Source organism: Streptomyces hygroscopicus subsp. hygroscopicus (genome assembly GCF_001553455.1).
In the GTDB taxonomy this organism is placed as follows: domain Bacteria; phylum Actinomycetota; class Actinomycetes; order Streptomycetales; family Streptomycetaceae; genus Streptomyces; species Streptomyces hygroscopicus.
In genome coordinates this window covers 1-18,194 of the sequence record NZ_BBOX01000121.1, presented here as the reverse complement: position 1 = coordinate 18,194, position 18,194 = coordinate 1, and the positions used below count along the sequence as shown (strand labels likewise).

General features: G+C 72.5%; 15 protein-coding genes and 1 pseudogene. 13 read left to right on the top strand and 3 right to left on the bottom strand.

Annotated elements, in window-relative coordinates; translation table 11 throughout:
• Positions 1-34 precede the first annotated feature (34 nt).
• The 10 genes from AXW62_RS13715 (at position 35) to AXW62_RS13675 (ending at position 9,610) form a co-directional block, all read left to right on the top strand.
• Complete coding sequence (locus AXW62_RS13715) at positions 35-1,327, top strand: serine hydrolase domain-containing protein (RefSeq protein WP_174556388.1); 1,293 nt, start codon at positions 35-37, stop codon at positions 1,325-1,327.
• Between the two features lie 96 nt (positions 1,328-1,423).
• Positions 1,424-1,579 (top strand): hypothetical protein, encoded by a 156-nt coding sequence (locus AXW62_RS43910; protein ID WP_159060875.1) that lies wholly within the window; start codon positions 1,424-1,426, stop codon positions 1,577-1,579.
• A 129-nt stretch (positions 1,580-1,708) separates the two neighbouring features.
• Complete coding sequence (locus tag AXW62_RS45760; RefSeq protein WP_060944764.1) at positions 1,709-2,836, top strand: TetR/AcrR family transcriptional regulator; 1,128 nt, start codon at positions 1,709-1,711, stop codon at positions 2,834-2,836.
• Positions 2,837-2,901: 65 nt separating this feature from the next.
• Positions 2,902-3,789, top strand: a complete 888-nt coding sequence (locus tag AXW62_RS13705; protein WP_060944804.1) for a beta-keto acid cleavage family enzyme — start codon at positions 2,902-2,904, stop codon at positions 3,787-3,789.
• A 101-nt stretch (positions 3,790-3,890) separates the two neighbouring features.
• Positions 3,891-4,904, top strand: a complete 1,014-nt coding sequence (locus AXW62_RS13700; protein ID WP_060944763.1) for a 3-hydroxyacyl-CoA dehydrogenase NAD-binding domain-containing protein — start codon at positions 3,891-3,893, stop codon at positions 4,902-4,904.
• Entirely contained in the window at positions 4,901-5,374 is a 474-nt protein-coding gene (locus tag AXW62_RS13695) for a thioesterase family protein (protein ID WP_030835274.1), read from the top strand. The genes AXW62_RS13700 and AXW62_RS13695 overlap by 4 nt, the downstream gene beginning before the upstream one ends.
• A gap of 383 nt (positions 5,375-5,757) precedes the next feature.
• Positions 5,758-6,606 (top strand): class I SAM-dependent methyltransferase, encoded by an 849-nt coding sequence (locus AXW62_RS13690; RefSeq protein ID WP_060944762.1) that lies wholly within the window; start codon positions 5,758-5,760, stop codon positions 6,604-6,606.
• A gap of 325 nt (positions 6,607-6,931) precedes the next feature.
• Positions 6,932-7,672 carry a cytochrome c oxidase subunit II gene (locus tag AXW62_RS13685; RefSeq protein WP_060944761.1) on the top strand — a complete coding sequence of 247 codons (741 nt, stop codon included), beginning with the start codon at positions 6,932-6,934 and terminating at the stop codon, positions 7,670-7,672.
• A 72-nt stretch (positions 7,673-7,744) separates the two neighbouring features.
• On the top strand, positions 7,745-8,581 hold the full coding sequence (locus AXW62_RS13680; protein WP_060944760.1) for a transporter substrate-binding domain-containing protein: 837 nt from the start codon (positions 7,745-7,747) through the stop codon (positions 8,579-8,581).
• 48 nt (positions 8,582-8,629) lie between these two features.
• The gene (locus tag AXW62_RS13675; protein WP_252368595.1) at positions 8,630-9,610 is read left to right on the top strand and encodes a 1-aminocyclopropane-1-carboxylate deaminase/D-cysteine desulfhydrase; all 981 of its coding nucleotides are present in this window, start codon (positions 8,630-8,632) and stop codon (positions 9,608-9,610) included.
• A gap of 114 nt (positions 9,611-9,724) precedes the next feature.
• Here AXW62_RS13675 and AXW62_RS13670 read toward each other — a convergent pair whose 3' ends face one another.
• Both AXW62_RS13670 and ligD read right to left on the bottom strand, forming a co-directional pair.
• Entirely contained in the window at positions 9,725-10,678 is a 954-nt protein-coding gene (locus AXW62_RS13670) for an ATP-dependent DNA ligase (protein WP_060944759.1), read from the bottom strand.
• Positions 10,679-10,911: 233 nt separating this feature from the next.
• Positions 10,912-11,796, bottom strand: a pseudogene (ligD, locus tag AXW62_RS13665) (non-homologous end-joining DNA ligase); the annotation flags it as partial.
• Between the two features lie 30 nt (positions 11,797-11,826).
• On the opposite strand from ligD, the gene ku reads away from it, so the two are divergent.
• The gene (gene ku, locus AXW62_RS13660) at positions 11,827-13,002 is read left to right on the top strand and encodes a non-homologous end joining protein Ku (protein ID WP_060944758.1); all 1,176 of its coding nucleotides are present in this window, start codon (positions 11,827-11,829) and stop codon (positions 13,000-13,002) included.
• A 464-nt stretch (positions 13,003-13,466) separates the two neighbouring features.
• Here the strand turns inward: ku and AXW62_RS13655 are convergent, their stop codons facing one another.
• The gene (locus tag AXW62_RS13655; protein ID WP_060944757.1) at positions 13,467-14,288 is read right to left on the bottom strand and encodes an NAD(P)H-binding protein; all 822 of its coding nucleotides are present in this window, start codon (positions 14,286-14,288) and stop codon (positions 13,467-13,469) included.
• Positions 14,289-14,450: 162 nt separating this feature from the next.
• Here AXW62_RS13655 and AXW62_RS13650 point away from each other — a divergent pair, with 162 nt between their 5' ends.
• Positions 14,451-15,056, top strand: a complete 606-nt coding sequence (locus tag AXW62_RS13650; RefSeq protein WP_060944756.1) for a TetR/AcrR family transcriptional regulator — start codon at positions 14,451-14,453, stop codon at positions 15,054-15,056.
• Positions 15,057-15,487: 431 nt separating this feature from the next.
• Complete coding sequence (locus AXW62_RS40880; protein ID WP_060944755.1) at positions 15,488-17,707, top strand: GTP-binding protein; 2,220 nt, start codon at positions 15,488-15,490, stop codon at positions 17,705-17,707.
• Positions 17,708-18,194 lie beyond the last annotated feature (487 nt).

The following is an 18,194-nucleotide window of genomic DNA, read 5'->3' as shown; positions in this document are numbered from 1 at the left end:
GCGAAGCAACCGTCATGTGCCGAAGGGAACTGCCATGTCCGCACACACGTCGTCCCGCCACCGGATCCTGCGCGCGGCGCTCACCGTGGCGTTGGCGACCGGTATGAGCGCGGCCCTCATGGGCTGCTCGGACGCGGAGTCGGAGGCGGAGTCGAGCGCGGCGAAGACGTCGGTCGAGCAGGGCGCCTCGGCTGACGAGCGGCTGGCCGACCTCGCGCAGAAGGCGGCGGACGGGGGTTCCCTGGGGGTGATCGTCCGGGTCGACCGCGGCAAGGGGACGCCCGTGGAGATCGCTCGGCAGGCCGCCTGGACGAAGGACGACCACCGCATCGCCGCCACCGACCAGTTCAGAGTCGGGTCCAACACCAAGACGGTCACCGCGACCCTCGTCCTGCAGCAGGTCGCCGAGGGCAGGATCAGCCTGGCCGACTCGGTGGAGAAGTGGCTGCCCGGACTGGTCAAGGGCGGTGAGAACATCACCGTCCGGATGCTGCTCAACCACACCAGCGGTCTGGGCGACTTCCTGTTGACGCCGGAGTTCCTGCCCTCCCTCACCGGCCAGGAGCAGCGCACCTGGCGGCCGGAGGACCTCCTGGCCATCACTCCCGAGCAGGATCCGCCGGCCGAGCCCGGGAGGAAGTACTCCTACAGCAACGCCAACTACGCGGCCCTCGGCCTGATCCTGGAGAAGGCCACCGGGAGCAGCATGGCCGAGCTGATCGAGCAGAAGATCACCAAGCCGTTGGGGATGAAGGACTCGTTCCTGGCCACGAACGCCGACTGGCCCACCGGGAAGCAGCATGTGACCGGCTACGAGCCGGACGCGAAGCGCCTGAAGGACATCCTTTCCCCGACCGTGGAGCTGCCCGAAGGCGTCGGATTCAAGGGCCCCGAACGCCCCGAGGGCAACATCGACACCACCGCCATCGACCCGAGCTGGGCCTGGGCGGCGGGAGCCATGGTCTCCACCGCACAGGACTGGCAGCGCTTCCTGACCGCGCTGATGTCCGGCGAGCTGCTGCCCAAGGCCCAGATGAAGCAGATGCGCACCACCGTCGCCGCCCCCGAGGAAGGCGGCGGTTACGGACTCGGCCTGATGAAGGTCAACACGTCCTGCGGCACCGTCTGGGGGCACACCGGCGGGCTGCCCGGCTACTCCAGCGAGATCTACACCGACGCCGGCGGACACCGCAGCGTCGCGGTCCTGACCAGCACGAACTTCGGCATCAAGGAGAAGACGGCCGCGACCGCGAACAAGGCCCTCGTCGAAGCGGCGACCTGCCGCATGCTGGGCAAGCCGCTGCCCGCGGAGCGCTCCGGCGAGTGACCGCCGTCGAGTACCAGTCGAGTACCAGAGGACCGGGCCGGTGGGCCCGCGGGCGCCCCCGCCCGGACCGTTTCGCCGACGGGAAGGCGAGGAGTCGTGGCCCAGCGGGTGGCCGACGGGACCCCGTACGTCGCGGTCCGGCGGCGGATCCGCCGTACGCGCTCAGGCCGGATCAGGGCGCTGAACGAACGGCTCACCGAGGCCGTGCGCGGTCCGGCCCGCGCGCTGCGTCGAACCGTCGATCTCAACTGACGAGTCAGTCAGCCGGGGGTATTACTCCGGTGAAATTCCGGTGCGAATGCTGAATAAATGCAGACGAACCGGGCTTTTCATTCCCCGCACTCATTGCGCTTATCTCAACGTCTCCGTACGGTGGCGGCCATGCGGCAACAGTTCGACGTGGCGGAACGCGTACGCCAGGTGATCGGGAAAGCCGGTTGCACCCAGCGCGAATTCGCCCGGCGGGTCGTGATGGACCCGTCCAAGCTCTCGCGTTCGCTCAGCGGGAGCCGACGCTTCACCGTGGCCGAGCTGGCGCGGATCGCCGATGCCGGGAACGTGGACGCCGGGTGGCTGCTCGGCACCACGGCGACCGACAGCACGACCGGCGGCGGCTCGGTCGGCACCACGACGACCGACACCACGGTCGGCGGCGGCGCGACCGACGGGGCCGACGGGACCAGCGCGACCGACGGGACCAGCGCGACCGACGGCGGGGCAGACGGGGCCGACGGGCCAGACGGGACCAGCGCGACCGACGGCGGGGCCGACGGGGCCAGCCGGGCCAGCGGGACCGACGGAGCCAGCAGAGCCGGCGGGGGAGCTCACGCGGCGGCCGGTGCGCCCCGGCCGCCCGCCCCGGCCACCGCGCCGCCCGAAGGCGGGCGGCCGCTCCAGATCGTGCGGGAGACGGTGCGGCTCATCGCCGAGCACGGCTTCCACGCCGTACGCGTCGCCGACATCGCCGCCGCCTGCGACACCAGCACCGCCACCATCCACTACCACTTCCCGGGCCGCGCCGAACTGCTCGAAGCCGCCGTGCGCTGGTGCATGGACGAGGACACCGTGCGCCGCGCCGCCCGGATCGCCGAGGCCGACGACGCGCGGGAGGAGCTGCGGCAGCTGATCGCGCTCCAGGTGCCGTACAGCGAACGGCAGCGGCAGCAGTGGCTGGTGTGGCTCGACCTGTGGGCCGAGGCCGCGCGGTCCACGGCCATCGGGCGGCTGCACGCCGACTTCTACCGGCAGTGGCGGCAGACCGTCGCCGAGGTGATCCGGCGCGGGATCGAGCAGGGGGTCTTCCGCACCGTCGACCCGGAGTTCAGCGCGCTGCGCCTGACCGCCCTGATCGACGGGCTGGCCACCCAGGTGCTGGCCACCGCGCCCGGCGAGCGCGGGACGAGCCCCGAGGACATGGACATCGCCTGCAACGCCTACGTGGACACCGAATTGACCGCACGGCGGCCCCGGACCGATCAGGCCGGGCCGTCCGACCGGCCCGAGCCTTGAGCCCGGGCCGTTGCGCACCGCGAGAGAGGTTGCGCACCGCGAGAGAGGGAGACACGCCCATGCCCATGAACGACAGCGTCATCATCACCTGCGCCCTCACCGGCGCCGGTGACACGGTGGGCCGCAGCCCCCACGTACCCATCACCCCCGAGCAGATAGCCCGCTCCGCCGTCGAGGCCGCGGAGGCCGGGGCGGCCGTGGTCCACATCCACGTGCGCGATCCCGAGACCGGCGCCCCCGCCCGCGATCCGCGGCTCTACCGGGAGGTCGTGGAGCGGGTCAAGGAGACGGGCACCGACGTCGTCATCAACCTCACCGCGGGCATGGGCGGCGACCTGGTCATCGACCCCGAGCACCCGCTCACCCACCTCCCCGGCACCGACCTGGTCAGCGGCCTGGACCGGCTCCCCCACGTCGAGGAGCTGCTCCCCGACATCTGCACCCTGGACTGCGGGTCGCTCAACTTCGGCGACGGCAGCAACCTCTACGTCTCCACCCCCGACATGCTGCGCACCGGCGCCAGGCGCATCCAGGAGCTGGGCGTACGCCCCGAGCTGGAGATCTTCGACACCGGGCAGCTGTGGTTCGCCAAGCAGCTGCTGGCCGAGGGGCTGCTCGACGACCCCACCGTCTTCCAGCTCTGCATGGGTATCCCGTGGGGCGCCCCGGCCGACCCGGGTGTGCTCCAGGCGATGGTCGGCATGCTGCCCGAGGGCGCCCAGTGGGCCAGCTTCGCGCTGGGCCGGATGCAGATGCCGTGGGTGGCGCAGTCCATTCTGCTCGGCGGCAACGTACGGGTCGGGCTGGAGGACAACCTCTACCTCAGCAGGGGCGTCAAGGCCACCAACGGCCAGTTGGTCGAGCGCGCGGTCCAGATCACCGAGTTGCTGGGCGCGAAGGTGGCCACGCCCGACGAGGCCCGGCAGCGGCTCGGCCTCAAGCCCCGCGGATGAGCCCGCGTCCCCCTTCGCCCCACCCTTCTTCGTTCCCCATCCCCACTCCCACCCCCTCTTCGTTCCCCATCCCCACTCCCACTCCCACTCTGAGGACCGGTATGCCCTCGTCCCCTTGCGCCCCCGACCATGTCCGCCGCGTCGCCTGTGTCGGCGCCGGAGTCATCGGCGGCGGCTGGGTCGCCCACTTCCTGGCGCGTGGCTATGACGTCACCGCCTGGGACCCCGCCCCCGACGCCGAGGAGAAGCTGCGCCGCCTCGTGGCCGCCGCCTGGCCCGCCCTGGAGCAGATCGGCCTCGCCGACGGCGCCTCCCCCGACCGGCTGACCGTCGCCGCGACCGTCGCGGAGGCCGTGGCCGACGCCCAGTTCGTCCAGGAGAGCGCCCCCGAGAAGCTGGAGCTCAAGCGGTCGCTGCTGGCCCAGCTGGACGCGGCGGCCCCGCCCGGCGTCATCATTGCGTCCTCCACCTCCGGCTATCCGATGACCGATATGCAGACCGAGGCCGCCGACCCCGGCCGGCTCGTCGTCGGCCACCCCTTCAACCCGCCGTACCTGATTCCGCTGGTCGAGGTCGTCGGCGGGAAGCAGACCGACGCCGCGGCGGTCGAGTGGGCCTCGCACTTCTACGAGGCGGCGGGCAAGTCCGTCATCACCATGGAGCGCGAGCTGCCCGGTTTCATCGCCAACCGGCTCCAGGAAGCGCTGTGGCGCGAGGCGCTGCACATGGTCGCGAACGGTGAGGCCACGGTGAAGGAGATCGACGACTCGATCACCGAGGGGCCGGGGCTGCGGTGGGCGTTCATGGGCCCCTGCCTCACCTTCGCCCTGGCGGGCGGCGAGGGAGGCATGGCACATATGCTCGACCACTTCGGACCCTCGTTGAAGTCTCCGTGGACCCGCCTCGAGGCGCCTGAGCTGGACGACACGCTGCGTACGGCCATGGTCGACGGCTGTGACGAGGCGGCGGGCGGCCGTACCATCGCGCAGCTCGTCGCGGAGCGCGACCAGGGCGTCATCGACGTCCTGCGGGCGACCGGCCGGCTGCCGCGGCAGCGCACCGAGGGGACGGACGGCAACGCAAGCACCACCAGCAGCATGGGAGACGAGAAGTGAGCACCACGCTCCCCGACTACCGGCAGACCGTACGTCCCGAGTGGATCGACTACAACGGCCATATGAGCGAGGCGTTCTACGTCCTCGTCTTCGGCCACAGCACCGACGAGATGATGGTGGAGACCGGGCTGGACTCCGCCTACCGCGAGAAGACCGGCTGCTCCCTCTACACCGTGGAGTCGCACATCCGGTATCTGCACGAGGTCGACGAGGGCGCCGAACTCACCATCCGTACGCGGGTGCTCGGCGTGGACGAGAAGAAGGTGCGGTTCGCCCACGAGATGCACGTGGGAGAGCCGGACGGCGCCCCCGTGGCCACGACGGAGCTGCTCGCGCTCCACATCGACCAGAAGGAGGGCCGCTCGGCGCCGTTCCCGGAGGAGGTGCGGGAGCGGCTGACGGACCTGGTCGAGAAGGCCCCCGAGTGGGCGGGCCGGGCGATCGGCCCGGTCCCGGCCGAGGCGGGTTGAACGACCGCCGCCCCTCCTGAACGCCCCGGCCCCGGAACCGTCCGGGGGCCGGGGCGTTCGCCGTCCGGGGCGTCCGCCGTTCGGGGCGTCCGCCGTTCGGGGCGTTCACCGTCCGGGGCGTCGCCGTTCGAGGCGTTCGCCGTTCGGGGCGTTCACCGTCCGGGGGCGCCGCCGTTCGAGGCGTTCGCCGTCCGAGACGTTCACCGTTCCGTACCGGGCGGGGCATTTCCGTACGGGCGGGGCACCTCCTCGTACCGGCTGAGGCACCTCGAACGGGTCGGGGCATCTCGTCGTACCGGCCGAGGCGCCGGGTGAGGTTGAATGGCGGTGGGAGAGCGGTGGACGAAACGCCGAGGGACGCACGTGCGAGGAGTGACGACGCCATGGCGGACGCCGGGCCGGACGGCCAGGGTCGGCGTGTCGAGCTGAGCGGGGTGCCCGAGACCCTGCTGTGGAACCTCTACATGCGGGCCGCCGAGGCCCGCCGGCCGCGGACCGTGCTCGACGATCCCAAGGCCGTGGAGCTGGTCGACCGTATCGACTACCCCTTCGAGGAGACCTTCGGGGCGCCCGGCCCGCTGCTGGCGCAGGGCCATGCGCTGCGGGTCCGCACCTTCGACGCCGCCGTACGGGCCTTCCTCGCCGAGCATCCGGACGGCACGGTCGTCACGCTCGCCGAGGGACTGGAGACGCAGTTCTGGCGGGTGGACAACGGGCGGGCGCGCTGGCTGGGCGTGGAGCTGCCGGAGACCGCCGAGGTGCGGCGGGCGCTGCTGCCGGACGAGGAGCGGCGGCGCACGCTGGCCCGCTCGGCGCTCGACCTGTCCTGGCGGGACGAGGTCGATCCGGCGCACGGGGTGCTGATCACCGCCCAGGGACTGCTGATGTATCTGCGGCCGGCCGAGGTGCGGGACCTGATCGCGGGGTGCGCCGAGCGGTTCCGGGGCGGGGCGCTGGTGTTCGACGCGGTGCCGCGGTGGTTCAGCGCCCGCACGATGCGCGGCGAGATGCGCACCGCGCAGGGCTATCGCACCCCGCCGATGCCGTGGGGCATGGACGCGGGCGAGCTGCCGAAGGTGCGGACGGCCCATCCGGCGATCACGGACGTGCGCGAGGTGCCGCCGCCGCGCGGGCGGGGCTTCTACTACGGGGCGGTGGCGCCCCTGATGCGGTGGCTGCCCGCCGTACGGAACCTGCGGCCGACGATGACGGCGATCGCCCGCTTCTCCTGAGGACCCCGCGGTCGCGGGCTCACCCCCTGATCGTCGGCCCCCGCCGTCGGGCGGCGGGCTCGGCGAGCGCCCTCGCGAGGCGGCCCAGGGCCCCGATGCCCCGGACGCGATCGGCATCGGCATCGGCATCGGCACCGTCATACCCGTCGGCGTCCGCGCCCCCATCCTTACTGGGTCACTCCTGACGGAGTCACCCCTGACGGGATCACATCGTGACGGGGTCGCCAGGCCCGGGCGCCGCGCAGTGTACGCCCGCCCCGTGGGCGCCCAACCCGGTTACGGCGGAAGCCTGTTGTCCGGTATGCCCCGACCGTAATCTGTTCGCGTGACCGACGATACGAACATTGCCCCGCCGGACCCGCCGGGAGATGCGACCGCTTCCGGCGCCGGCCGGCGGCTCCCGGCGTGGCTGTCGGGCAGGGCGATCCGGTTTCGCGACGCCCTCACCGACGATCGGTTGCTCGCCCTGCTGATCCTCGTCGATCTCGTCACCCTTCTCGCATCGGCCTCGATCTGGCTCGCGCTCGGCGGGGACGCCGGAGTGGTCGGGGTGACCGCCGGGGCACTCCTGGCTTTCGTCGCCGCGATGCTGCCGCTCATCAGGCACCGGGACGCGGAGGGGGAGCGGCCCCTGTGGCCGCCGCTCATCCTGGTCGTGATCCCTCTGGCGATATTGATCGTCGGCCTGCCTGCCTGGGGCGTATGGATGTACCTGGACAGCCGCCCGGTGGACATCCGCTTCACCCTCTCCTCGGCCCGCCCGCTGGAGAACGGGGACACCGTTGTCGCCTTGGCCCATACCGACGATCCGCAACCGCGGCTCACGATCACCTTCGGCCTGACCCAGCACAACCGCGCCGATCCGTTGTGCACACCCGGCAGCAAACTCACCGTGACCCTCCCGACCGGCGCCGGGCAGGACCTCCCGCAGACTCGGGCGGCCGGCGAGAGGTTCGTGCTCGACCTGGGAGAGGGCAAGAAGGAAATCAAGCTCAGCGTCCGGTTGACCGCGGAACAGAACTGCGCACTGGACCTCTCGGTCGTCTCGGCTCATCTGGATGGATAGGAACGCCCATTGATACACACGACGTACGCCCGGGACTCCAGACGGCCCGGTGTTCGACGACCCGTACGGACGGTGGCCGCCTTACTGCTGGCCACCGTGACGGCATGCGGCCCGAGCGGAAGCTCGGACGGGAAGGACGAGAAGTCCGTCCTGCACGACACGGTCTTCATCGGCGGGAAGACCGACCAGCCGGGGTTCAATCTGCACGCCGCGCACACCGACCGCGGCCTCGAGGTCGACCTGGCCAACTACCTGGGCAGGGAACTCGACTTCAATCCCAAGTTCCACGACATCGTCTCCGCCAAGCGGGAGCAGGAGCTCAAGGAAAGATCCTCGACCCTGGTCATCGCGACCTACTCCATCACCCCGGACCGGGAGAGGCAGGTCGACTTCGTCGGGCCCTACCTGGTCACCGGACAGGGCTTCCTGATCCGCGAGGACTATCAGGGCCTCAAGACCGAGAAGGACGTCGCGGGCAAGGTCATCTGTACCGCCGAGGGATCGACATCGGCCGTGGCGCAGCTGCCCCGTGGTACGACCCGCCACATCGAAACGGACTACTCGACCTGCGTCCGCAAGCTCCAAGCCGAGGCGGTCGACGCGGTGTTCACCGACGAGGCGCTGCTCTACGGCTTCGTGGAGCAGCAGAAGAACAGCAAGGTCCCGCTCAAAGTCGCCCCCGGCATCACCTCGGGCCAGATCAACCGCTACGGCATCGGACTGCGGAAGGGCCACACGGCCGACTGCAAGAAGCTCTTGCGGGCCCTGCGCACCTACCTCACCGAGGAGTGGGCCGCCGACGTCAAGGTCCAGCTGCAGGCGCTGGTCCACGCCTATCCCGGTGACTGGGAGAACCGGTTCCGGCCCGACCCCGAGGACCTGAACCGCTACTCCTCGTGCGAGACCTGATCGCCCCCGAGCGGGCCGGTGAACGAGCGCAGCGGTGAGAATGGACAGGTGAGACGTCCGATAGACACCGCCGCCCCGCTGCGGCCCCGGCTGCCGTCCCCGGTTTGGGACGTGCCCGACCCGTGGCTCGCCGACCGGGGCGTGGAGCTGCGGCTGAAACGTGACGATCTCATCCACCCGCTGGTGCCCGGCAACAAATGGCGCAAGCTCGCGCCGAATCTGCGCGCGGCCGTCGAGCGGGGCCACACCCGGCTGCTCACCTTCGGCGGTGCGTATTCCCACCACATCCGAGCGGTGGCGGCGGCGGGAGCCGCGTACGGGCTGTCGACGGTCGGGGTCATCCGGGGGGACGAGCTGGCCGACGCGCCGCGCAACTGGTCGCTGGCGCGGGCCGAGGAACACGGTATGGAGCTGGCCTTCGTCACCCGCTCCGCCTACCGCGAGACGCTGCGCGGCCTGAGCGAGGGTGATCCTGACCTCCTGCGGGGGCTGGAAGAGCGGTGGGGGCGCGCTTACGTCCTCCCCGAGGGCGGTACGAACGTGCTCGCCGCACAGGGCACGGCGCAGCTCGTCGCGGAACTGCCCGACCTGGGGCCGGGCGATGTGGTGTGCTGCGCGGTGGGCACCGGGGGCACGCTGGCCGGTATCGCGGCCGCGCTCCCGACCGGTGCGCGGGCGGTGGGGTTCGCCGTGCTGAAGGGGGCGGAGGGGTATCTGGACGGCGAGGTGGCCGAGCTGCACCGGCGCGGGTGGGGGCGGGCGTTCGGCACCTGGCGGATCGAGCACGGCTACCACGGTGGCGGCTACGGGCGGGTCCCGCCGGAGCTGGAGGCGTTCGCGGCCCGGTTCGAGGAGCGGCACGGGGTGCGGCTGGAGCGGCGGTACGTGGCGAAGATGCTGTGGGGGGTCCACGGGCTGGTGGAGCGGGGTGAACTGGCCCCGGGCAGCCGGGTGACGGCGGTGGTCACCGGGCCGCCGGACCCGGAAGGACCGGAGGCTTCGGCGGCCGGTACCCGGCCCGGCCCCTGACCCACCGCCCGGGTCGCCACCTCGGCCCGAGGCCCGGCCCGCCGCCCGGGTCGCCTTTTCGGCCCGGGACCCGACCCGCCGCTCGGCCCGGGGCGGCAGCGCGGAGCGGGGATGTCAGTCGGGGACACGGAGGCGGATGACCGTCGTCGCCGCGTGGCGGACCGTGCTCTCCTGGCGGACCTCGACCGTCAGGTCCGGGGCGATCGGGAGGTAGGCGATCTCGGCGCCGACCCGGTCCGGTGCGGTGGGGAGTTCGCCGGGCGGGGGCTGGGGTGCGGGCCGGTCAGGCCGGTCAGGCCGTTCCCGCAGGGCCGTGGTGAGCTGGGCGCGGACGCCCGGGGAGAGCGGGGCGGAGATCACGGGCTGGTCGTCGCCGGGGAGCACCAGCGCGAGGGCGCGCGGGCGGAGCCGGGGGCCGACGACGCCGACGACGACGGCGTCCCGGGTCTCCGAATGGCGCACCTTCCGCCAGTGGCGGCCCGGCCGGTAGGGCTGGTCGAGGTCCTTGATGACCAGGCCCTCCACGCCGATCTCCGGAAGCGCCTCGTACCACGTGGCGGCGAGGCCCGGATCGGTGGTCATCGGGACGGCCTGCAACGGCGGGCCGAGCGGTTCGAGGAGCGCCATCAACCGGGCGCGGCGCTGTGCGTACGGAAGCGGCCGCAGATCCTCCGCACCGGTCGCGAGCAGGTCGAAGGCGGCGTAGGAGGCGGGCAGTTCCCGGGCGAGCCGGCTCGCCCGGGACCCGGAGGCGGCGAAGGCACGCTTCTGGACGGCGGCGAAGTCCGTACGGCCGCCGGCCCACACCACCACCTCACCGTCGAGGACGGTGCCGGGCGGAAGCGGCCGGGCGGCGGTCTCCAGATCGGGGAAGGCGCGGGTGATGATGCGGCCGGAGCGGGCCTGCATCCTTACGGCGTCCTCCAGCCGGAAGATCAGCAGCCGATGGCCGTCGAACTTCGGCTCGTACGCCAGCCGCCGTCCGGGCGGGGCGGTCGGCAGGGTGGGAACGGCGCGGGCCAGCGCCACGTCCACGGGCGGCTGGAGAGGCAGTTCACGGGGGGTCATCGGCCGGCCGCGCCCTCGCCACTGTCCTTACCGCCGCTGTCCTTACCGCTGGCCTCGCCATTGTCGTCACCGCCGCTGTTCTCGCCGCCGCTGTTCTCGCCGCTTTCCGCGCCGCCGCCCTCCTCGTTTCCCTCTCCGCTGTCCGCGCCGTTCTCGTCCCAGCCCTCTCCGCTGTCCTCGTCGTCGATCTCCTCGCCGCCGCCCCCGAAGTCGGCACCCCTCCCGCCGCCCGTCGGCAGCGGGCGCGCCCGCGCGGGGTCAAGGAGCGGGGCGAGCAGATCCCCGTGGCGGTCGAGCCGCCCGGGGATGTCGTCGATCAGGAAGGACAGCGCCTCGGGAGTGCGGCACTCCTCCACCTCCTCCCAGGTGACGGGCGTGGAGACGGCCGGTTCGGGGCGGGCGCGGGGGGTGTACGGCGCGGCGGTGGTCTTCGCGGCCGCGTTCTGGCTGAAGTCCACGTACACCTTCCCCGGCCGCAGCGAACGGGTCATCTTGCGGGCGACCAGGTCCGGCAGGGCGACCGCGGCTTCCTGGGCCAGCCGTCTGGCGTAGGCGGTGGTCCGCCGGGAAGCGGTCGGCTCCACCGGCACCAGCAGATGCAGCCCCTTGGAGCCGCTGGTCTTGGCGTAAGCCGTAAGGCCGTCGGCGCGCAGCCGTTCGCGCAGCCAGACGGCGACGGCGCGGCAGTCCACGATCGTGGCGGGCGGTCCGGGGTCGAGGTCGAAGACGAGCCGGTCGGCGATGCCCACGCCCAGGTCGTCGCGCCACATCGGGGCGTGGAACTCGACCACCAGGTTGGCCGCCCACATCAGCGAGGGCAGGTCCTGCACCAGCACCTGCCGCGCGGTCTCCCCCTCATGGCGGGTGACCTCGGCGGTCGTCACCCAGGAGGGGGTGCCCGGAGGCGGGTTCTTGGTGAAGAACTTCTGTCCGTCGGGCCCGTCCGGGTAGCGCAGGAACGCCAGCGGCCGTCCCCGCAGATGGCCGAGGAGCGGGTCCGCGGCCGACGCCAGGTAGTGCAGCAGCTCGCCCTTCGTGGTGCCGGTGGCCGGATGGATGACCTTGTCGAGGTTCTTGAGCGCGATCCGCCGCCCCTCCACCTCCGCGATCGGGGACATACGATAAGAATCTCATGAAAGGGATCAAGTATGCGATCTATCTGGAACGGGAACATTTCGTTCGGTCTGGTGAGCATTCCGATCAAGATGTATCCGGCGACCGAGGATCACTCCATCTCGTTCCGGCAGATCCACACCCGCGACAGCGGTCGCATCCGCTACCGCAAGGTCTGTGAGCTGGAGGACGAGCCGGTCGAGACGAGCGAGATCGGGCGGGCGTACGAGGACGCGGACGGCGCGCTGATCCCCATCACTGACGAGGACATGGCGGCGCTGGCGCTGCCCACCACCCACACCCTGGAGATCGAGGCGTTCGTCTCCGCCTCGGAGATCGATCCGCTCCAGATGGGCGACGCCTACTACCTGGGCACCGGTGGCGCCGCCGCGGCCAAGCCGTACACCCTGCTGCGCGAGGCGCTCAAGCGCAGCCAGAAGGTCGCCATCGCCAAATACGCCCACCGTGGCCGCGAGCGGCTCGGGGTGCTCCGCGTCGTGGACGACACCCTCGCGCTGCACCGGCTGGTCTGGCCGGACGAGGTGCGCGAGTCCACGGGGGTGGCCCCCAAGGAGAAGGTGACCGTCAAACCGGCCGAACTGGACCTCGCCGACACTCTGATGGAGACGCTCGGCGAGGTGGACCTGGGCGACCTGCGCGACGAGTACCACGAGGCGCTGGAGGAACTGGTGGCGGCGAAGATGTCCGGCGCCGTCCCAGTCGCCGAGCCCGGCGAGCAGCCCGCGGGCGCGCAGGTGGTCGACCTGGTGGCGGCGCTGCAGGAGAGCGTCCGCAGCGCCCGGCGGGCCCGGGGCGAGGAGGAGGCCGGGGAGGAGGGCGCGGAGCGCGAGAAGGCGACGGTCACCCATCTGCGCGGCCGTAAGAAGGCCGCCGCGAAGCAAGCCCCGGAAAAGCCGGAGAAGCCAGAGAAGGCGGAGAAGCCGGAGAAGAAAGCCGCCGCCAAGAAGGCCCCGGCGAAGAAGGCCGCCGCCGCGAAGAAGCCCCCCGCGGGCGGGAAGAAGACGGCGGGGGCGAGGAAGAGCGGGACGAAGTCCGCGGAGGAGGCGGCACAGGAGCCTACGGAGAAGACCGCGGAGAAAGCCGCCGGGAAGAAGACCGGGGCAAAGACCGGGGCCGGGAAGAAGACCGCGGCCAAGAAGACCACCGCGAAGAAGCAGCCGGGCAAGCGGGGCACCCGCACCGCCTCCTGACACGGACGCACGGGCCTGTTCCGCCCCGCCGGGTTAGCCGTATGCCCGTACCCAGCCCCACGACCGCCCCCGCCCCGCCCCCGCGATACCCGCACCCGCCACACCCGCCACACCCGCCGTACGCGCCCCGCGTCCAGCCCTTTCCCCACGCTCCCTGGTCGCTCCCCCCGGCGCTCCCCCGGGCGGCTCCCAGGGGAACGGAACGTCAGCACCCACCGGCATGCCCCCGGGCCCACCGGCACGCCCCAGCCCGGGACCACCCCAGACCCGAGCGCACCCAGACCCGATGCGCAACCCAGCCCCGGACCATCCCAGGCCCACCGGCACACCCCAGCCACGGACCACCCCAGACCCAATGCGCACCCCCGACCCGAACACGCCCCAGCCCCAGGGCGCACCCCAGCCCCCGAACACACCCCAGCCCCAGCGCGCGCCCGGGGCTGGGGTGTCGGCGCCGGAGCGCCTCAGCGGAACGCGGCCACGTGGTCCTCCGCCCACTGCGCGAAGGTACGCCCGGGGCGGCCCGTGACGCGCTCGGTCTCCTGGGAGATCTCGGCGGGGCGGCCGACGCACTCCGCGAACATGTTCAGCAGCGAGTCCGCGATGTCCGGGGTCAGGTGCCCGCCCAGCATCCGTTCCCGCGCCACCTCCCGGGGAAGCTCCTCGTACCGCAGCGGCCGTCCGATGGCCTCGCCGATGATGCGCACCTGGTCGGCGAAGGTCAGCGACTCGGGTCCGGACAGCACGGGCGCCTGGCCGACCAGCGCGTCGTCGAGCAGCGCGCGGGCCGCGACCGCGCCCATGTCGGCCTCGTGGATCGGGGCGGTCTGGGCCTCGGCGTACGGTCCGTACACCACATCCCCGGCCTTGATCTGATCCGCCCACTGCATCGCGTTGGCGGCGAACGCGCCCGGCCGGACGAACGTCCACTCCAGCCCCGAACCCTCGATCGCGCGCTCCAGCCCGAGGTGGCGGGTGCCGATGGGGTTGTCCGGGCCCGCGTCCAGGACGGACGAGGACGACAGCATCACGATCCGCCGCACCCCGCACTCCCTGGCCCGCGTCAGCAGCGGGTCCGCGCCCAGCTGCCACACCACCGCCGGGTTGAGGAACAGCCCGGTGGCGCCCTCCAGGGGCAGTTCCTCGGTCCTGGCCGCCCGGACGCCCTCCGGCAGCCGGGCCGTCTCGGGGTCGCGGGTGAGCCCGACCACCTCGGCGCCCGCCTCGACCAGCTCCTTCACCACATGGCCGCCGACGTTCCCGGTGGCTCCGGTCACCACGAACATGTTGTGCCTCCTCGTTTCTCCTGCGTTCCGTCGATACCCGGAGGCAGACTTCATCCAACTGGATGATCTTGTCAAACGCATAGATGAGACCATGGTGGGGGGCCGCCCGGACGCCCCCGGCTAGCCTGTCCGGACCGAGCAGGAGAAGAGGAGCTGACCACGATGCAGGGGACGCCGAAGAGGCCCCGCCGCGCCCCCGCCCCCGCCCCCGAGGAGCGCAAACTGGACCCCGAGCGCTCCCGGCGGCTGCTGCTGGAGGCGGCCATGGACGAGTTCTCCGAGAAGGGCTACGCGGGCGCCCGCGTCCAGGACATCGCGGACCGGGCGGGCCTCAACAAGCAGCTCATCACCTACCACTTCGGCGGCAAGGAAGGGCTCTACAAGGAGCTGGGCCGCCAGTGGCTGCGGCGCGAGGCGGCGTTCAACGATCCGGCGCTCCCCCTCGATCAGCTCGTCGCCCGCTACCTGGAGGAAGCCTTCGCCGACCCCCGGGGGACCCGCCTCAACGCCTGGTGCGGTCTGGCCGGAGCCGTACCGGAGGAGGACCCCGAAGACCTCTCCGACCTGCGCCGCCGCCAGGCGGAAGGAGAGATCGCGGAGGAGATCGACCCCGCTATGGCGATGTTGCTGTGCGTCAGCATGGTCGCGGCACCCGCGACGATGCCGCACGCCGTGCGCCGGTTCTTCGGCGCCGACCCGGACTCACCGGAGTTCCGCGAGCACTACGCCGACCAACTGCGCCGGATCGTCCGCCGCCTCGCCTCCTAGCGCCACCCTCCCCCGACGCGCCCGCGCTCCCCCCTCACCTCGTCACGCCATCACGCCGTCGCCCCACCATCTGGAACGTCTGCACCGGCCTTTCGGTGAACGGCAACACTCAGTCAGCCGCATGCCGTCGAGCGCCGCGCCCTGACGCGCGGTGCGGAGGTCGCCGGTGCCCGAGGGTGCCCGAGGTCCGGGTGGACCAGCGCGGCACCGGCCCGCCGGTACCCCCCGGTGACCTGGCCACAGGGCTGGTGATTCCGTCCCGCCTGCCGACGGGCCGCCCACGGGTGAAAAATCGGTTGCCTCCGCCCGCCCTCCTGTCCAGGATGTCCGGCGACCAGGAACCCCACGAGCAGGAGAGCATCAGATGCGCCGATTCCTCGGAACGACTCAACTCCCCCACCGGACGACCGTTTTCGAGGACATCAGCATCCATGCACAGCTCTCCACGGGTCTCACGGACGACCCTCAACATCGGCGTGCTCGCCCATGTCGACGCCGGTAAGACCAGCCTCACCGAGCGGCTGCTCTACGACGCCGGGGTGATCGACCGGCTCGGCAGCGTCGACGCCGGGGACACCCAGACCGACACGGGCGAGATCGAGCGGCAGCGCGGGATCACCGTGCGGAGCGCGGTCGCGTCCTTCACCACCGGGGACACCCAGATCAACCTGATCGACACCCCCGGGCACTCCGACTTCATCGCCGAGGTCGAACGCGCCCTCGGGGTGCTCGACGGCGCGGTCCTCGTGCTGTCCGCCGTCGAGGGCGTCCAGGCGCAGACCCGCGTGCTGATGAAGACGCTGCGGCGGCTGCGGCTTCCGGTGCTGCTCTTCATCAACAAGATCGACCGTGCGGGCGCCCGTGACGAAGGGCTGCTGGCCGACATCCGGCGCACCCTGGCACCGCATCTCGTCCCCCTGACGGAGGTACGGGACCTGGGCACACGGAACGCCCACGTCCGGCCGCGCTCCCTGGACGATCCTGGGGTGCGTACCGAGGCGGCCGAGGTGCTGGCCGAGACCGATGACGCGCTGCTCGCGCGGGTCGTGGACGGTCCGCTCCCCTCGGCCGAGGAGGTGTGGGCCGCGCTGGCGGCCCGTACGGCGGAGGGGCTGGCGCATCCGGTCTTCTTCGGCTCGGCGCTCAGCGGACAGGGTGTCGGGGCGCTGGTCGAGGGGGTCGCGCGGCTGGTGCCGCCCGCACCGGGCGGGCCGGAGCCGCGGGGCACGGTCTTCGCCGTCGAGCGCGACGGGGGCGGCGGACCCGGCGGGCACAGCGGGCACGGCGGACACGGCACGGCCAGGGGAAACGGCAAAGGCGGCGGGAACGGCAAGGGGAAGGGCAACCGCGGCGGGAACCCCAGCGGCGGCGCCCGGGGCGGCCGTACGGCGTATCTGCGGCTGTTCTCCGGTGAGGTGCGGCTGAGGCAGCGGGTGACGCTGTACCGCCGCGAGCCCGGCGGCGCCGTGACCGAGCACACCGGGCAGATCACCGCCCTGGAGGTCATCGGGCGGGCGGAGTCCGCACGGGGACCGCTGACCGCCGGCAACATCGCGAGGATCAAGGGGCTGCCCGGGGTCCGGGTCGGCGACCGGCTGGGAGCCGCCCCGGGACCGTCCGCCGGTGGAGAGGAGGGGGACGAGGGAGACGGCAGGGCCGCCAGGGCCAACAGCGCCAACAGGCTCAACGGAGACGGCAGGGATGACAGCACCCAGAGGTCCATCGGAGACGACAGCGGTGGCAGCGCCCACAGCTCCCACAGGGACAACAGGGACGGCGCCCAGCAGCCGCACTTCGCGGCGCCCAGCCTCCAGACCCTCGTCCACGCCCGCGAGCCCGGCGCCGCCGCCGCGTCCCGGCTGCACACCGCGCTGCTCGACCTGGCCGATCAGGACCCGCTGATCCACGCGCGGGCGATGCCGGGCGGAGCCACCTCGGTGCTGCTGTACGGGGAGGTCCAGAAGGAGATCATCGCGGCCACGCTGGTGCAGGACTACGGCATCGAGGCCGACTTCGAACCGAGCCGCCCGGTGCTCGTCGAACGCCCCTCGGGGGTCGGCGAGGCCCATCACGAGATCGCCCGCACCGGCCACACCGGGCCGTGGGCGACCGTCGGACTGCGCGTCGAACCCACCGCACGCGGCGCCGGGGTGGTCTTCGGCTACGAGACCGAACTGGGCGCGCTGCCCCGCGCGTTCCACACCGCGATCGAGGAGACCGTGCATGAGACGCTGTTCCGCGGGCCGCGCGGGCGTTCGGTGACGGACTGCCGGGTCGTGCTCGTCCGCTCCGGGTTCATCGGCCCCGTGAGCACCGCGGGCGACTTCCGCGAGGTCACCCCACGAGTGCTCGGGCAGGCCCTGGAGCGGGCCGGGTGGCGGGTGTACGAGCCGTACCACGCCTTCGAGCTGGAGATCCCGACGGAGGCGCTCGCCGCGGTCACCGCCCGTCTCGCCGCCGCCGAGGCGGACATCGGCGAGAGCGTGGACGGTGCCACGGGCCGGCTGCTCCGGGGCGAGATCCCGGTCCGCCGGGTGCACGGGTTCGAGCGCGTCCTGCCGCGGCTGACGCACGGCCAGGGCGTGTGGTGGTCCCGGCCGTGTGCCGACCGGCCGCTGCGCGCCGGAGCGGCCCCGGCCCTCGGGTCCTAGCTCCCCGGCGCGGCGACGCGGGCACAAGCACCCTGCGCGGGAAGGAGGACGGGAAAGGAGGATGGGCCCGGACGGGACCGGACGGGCTGGACCCGCTCGCGCTCACGGCGGTCCGGCGCGCGACCACGGGCATCGGAACGCCCGCCCGGCCCTCCTCGCGGTACGCCTGGCGCCCGGCACCGGCGAGGACGCGGCGACCCCAGCGCCGCAAGAAACCGGCGGGGGCTCCACCGCACACTTTCAGTAATCCATCCGACGTAGGCCACCACAAGAAGGGTGACGCCACGTCACCCGAATGGCCGGGCGTGCGGGACGGAGGGGCCGGGCAACGTGTGCGCCGGGCCCGCCGCCTCGCCCCTACCCGGCCCCCGGCACGCCCTCTCAGCCCCGGCACGCCGTTTCCGCCCCCGCCACACCGTCCCCAGCCCGGCACCCCGGCCCCGCCCCCGGCACGCCCCTCCCAACCCCGGCACGCCCTCCCTCTGGC

Bases quoted from the DNA above. Each gene is read 5' to 3' on its own strand.
- AXW62_RS13715 (WP_174556388.1), top strand. From the start codon at position 35: ATGTCCGCACACACGTCGTCCCGCCACCGGATCCTGCGCGCGGCGCTC.
- AXW62_RS45760 (WP_060944764.1), top strand. From the start codon at position 1,709: ATGCGGCAACAGTTCGACGTGGCGGAACGCGTACGCCAGGTGATCGGG.
- AXW62_RS13705 (WP_060944804.1), top strand. From the start codon at position 2,902: ATGAACGACAGCGTCATCATCACCTGCGCCCTCACCGGCGCCGGTGAC.
- AXW62_RS13700 (WP_060944763.1), top strand. From the start codon at position 3,891: ATGCCCTCGTCCCCTTGCGCCCCCGACCATGTCCGCCGCGTCGCCTGT.
- AXW62_RS13690 (WP_060944762.1), top strand. From the start codon at position 5,758: ATGGCGGACGCCGGGCCGGACGGCCAGGGTCGGCGTGTCGAGCTGAGC.
- AXW62_RS13670 (WP_060944759.1), bottom strand. From the start codon at position 10,678: ATGACCCCCCGTGAACTGCCTCTCCAGCCGCCCGTGGACGTGGCGCTG.
- ku (WP_060944758.1), top strand. From the start codon at position 11,827: ATGCGATCTATCTGGAACGGGAACATTTCGTTCGGTCTGGTGAGCATT.
- AXW62_RS13655 (WP_060944757.1), bottom strand. From the start codon at position 14,288: ATGTTCGTGGTGACCGGAGCCACCGGGAACGTCGGCGGCCATGTGGTG.
- AXW62_RS13650 (WP_060944756.1), top strand. From the start codon at position 14,451: ATGCAGGGGACGCCGAAGAGGCCCCGCCGCGCCCCCGCCCCCGCCCCC.
- AXW62_RS40880 (WP_060944755.1), top strand. From the start codon at position 15,488: ATGCACAGCTCTCCACGGGTCTCACGGACGACCCTCAACATCGGCGTG.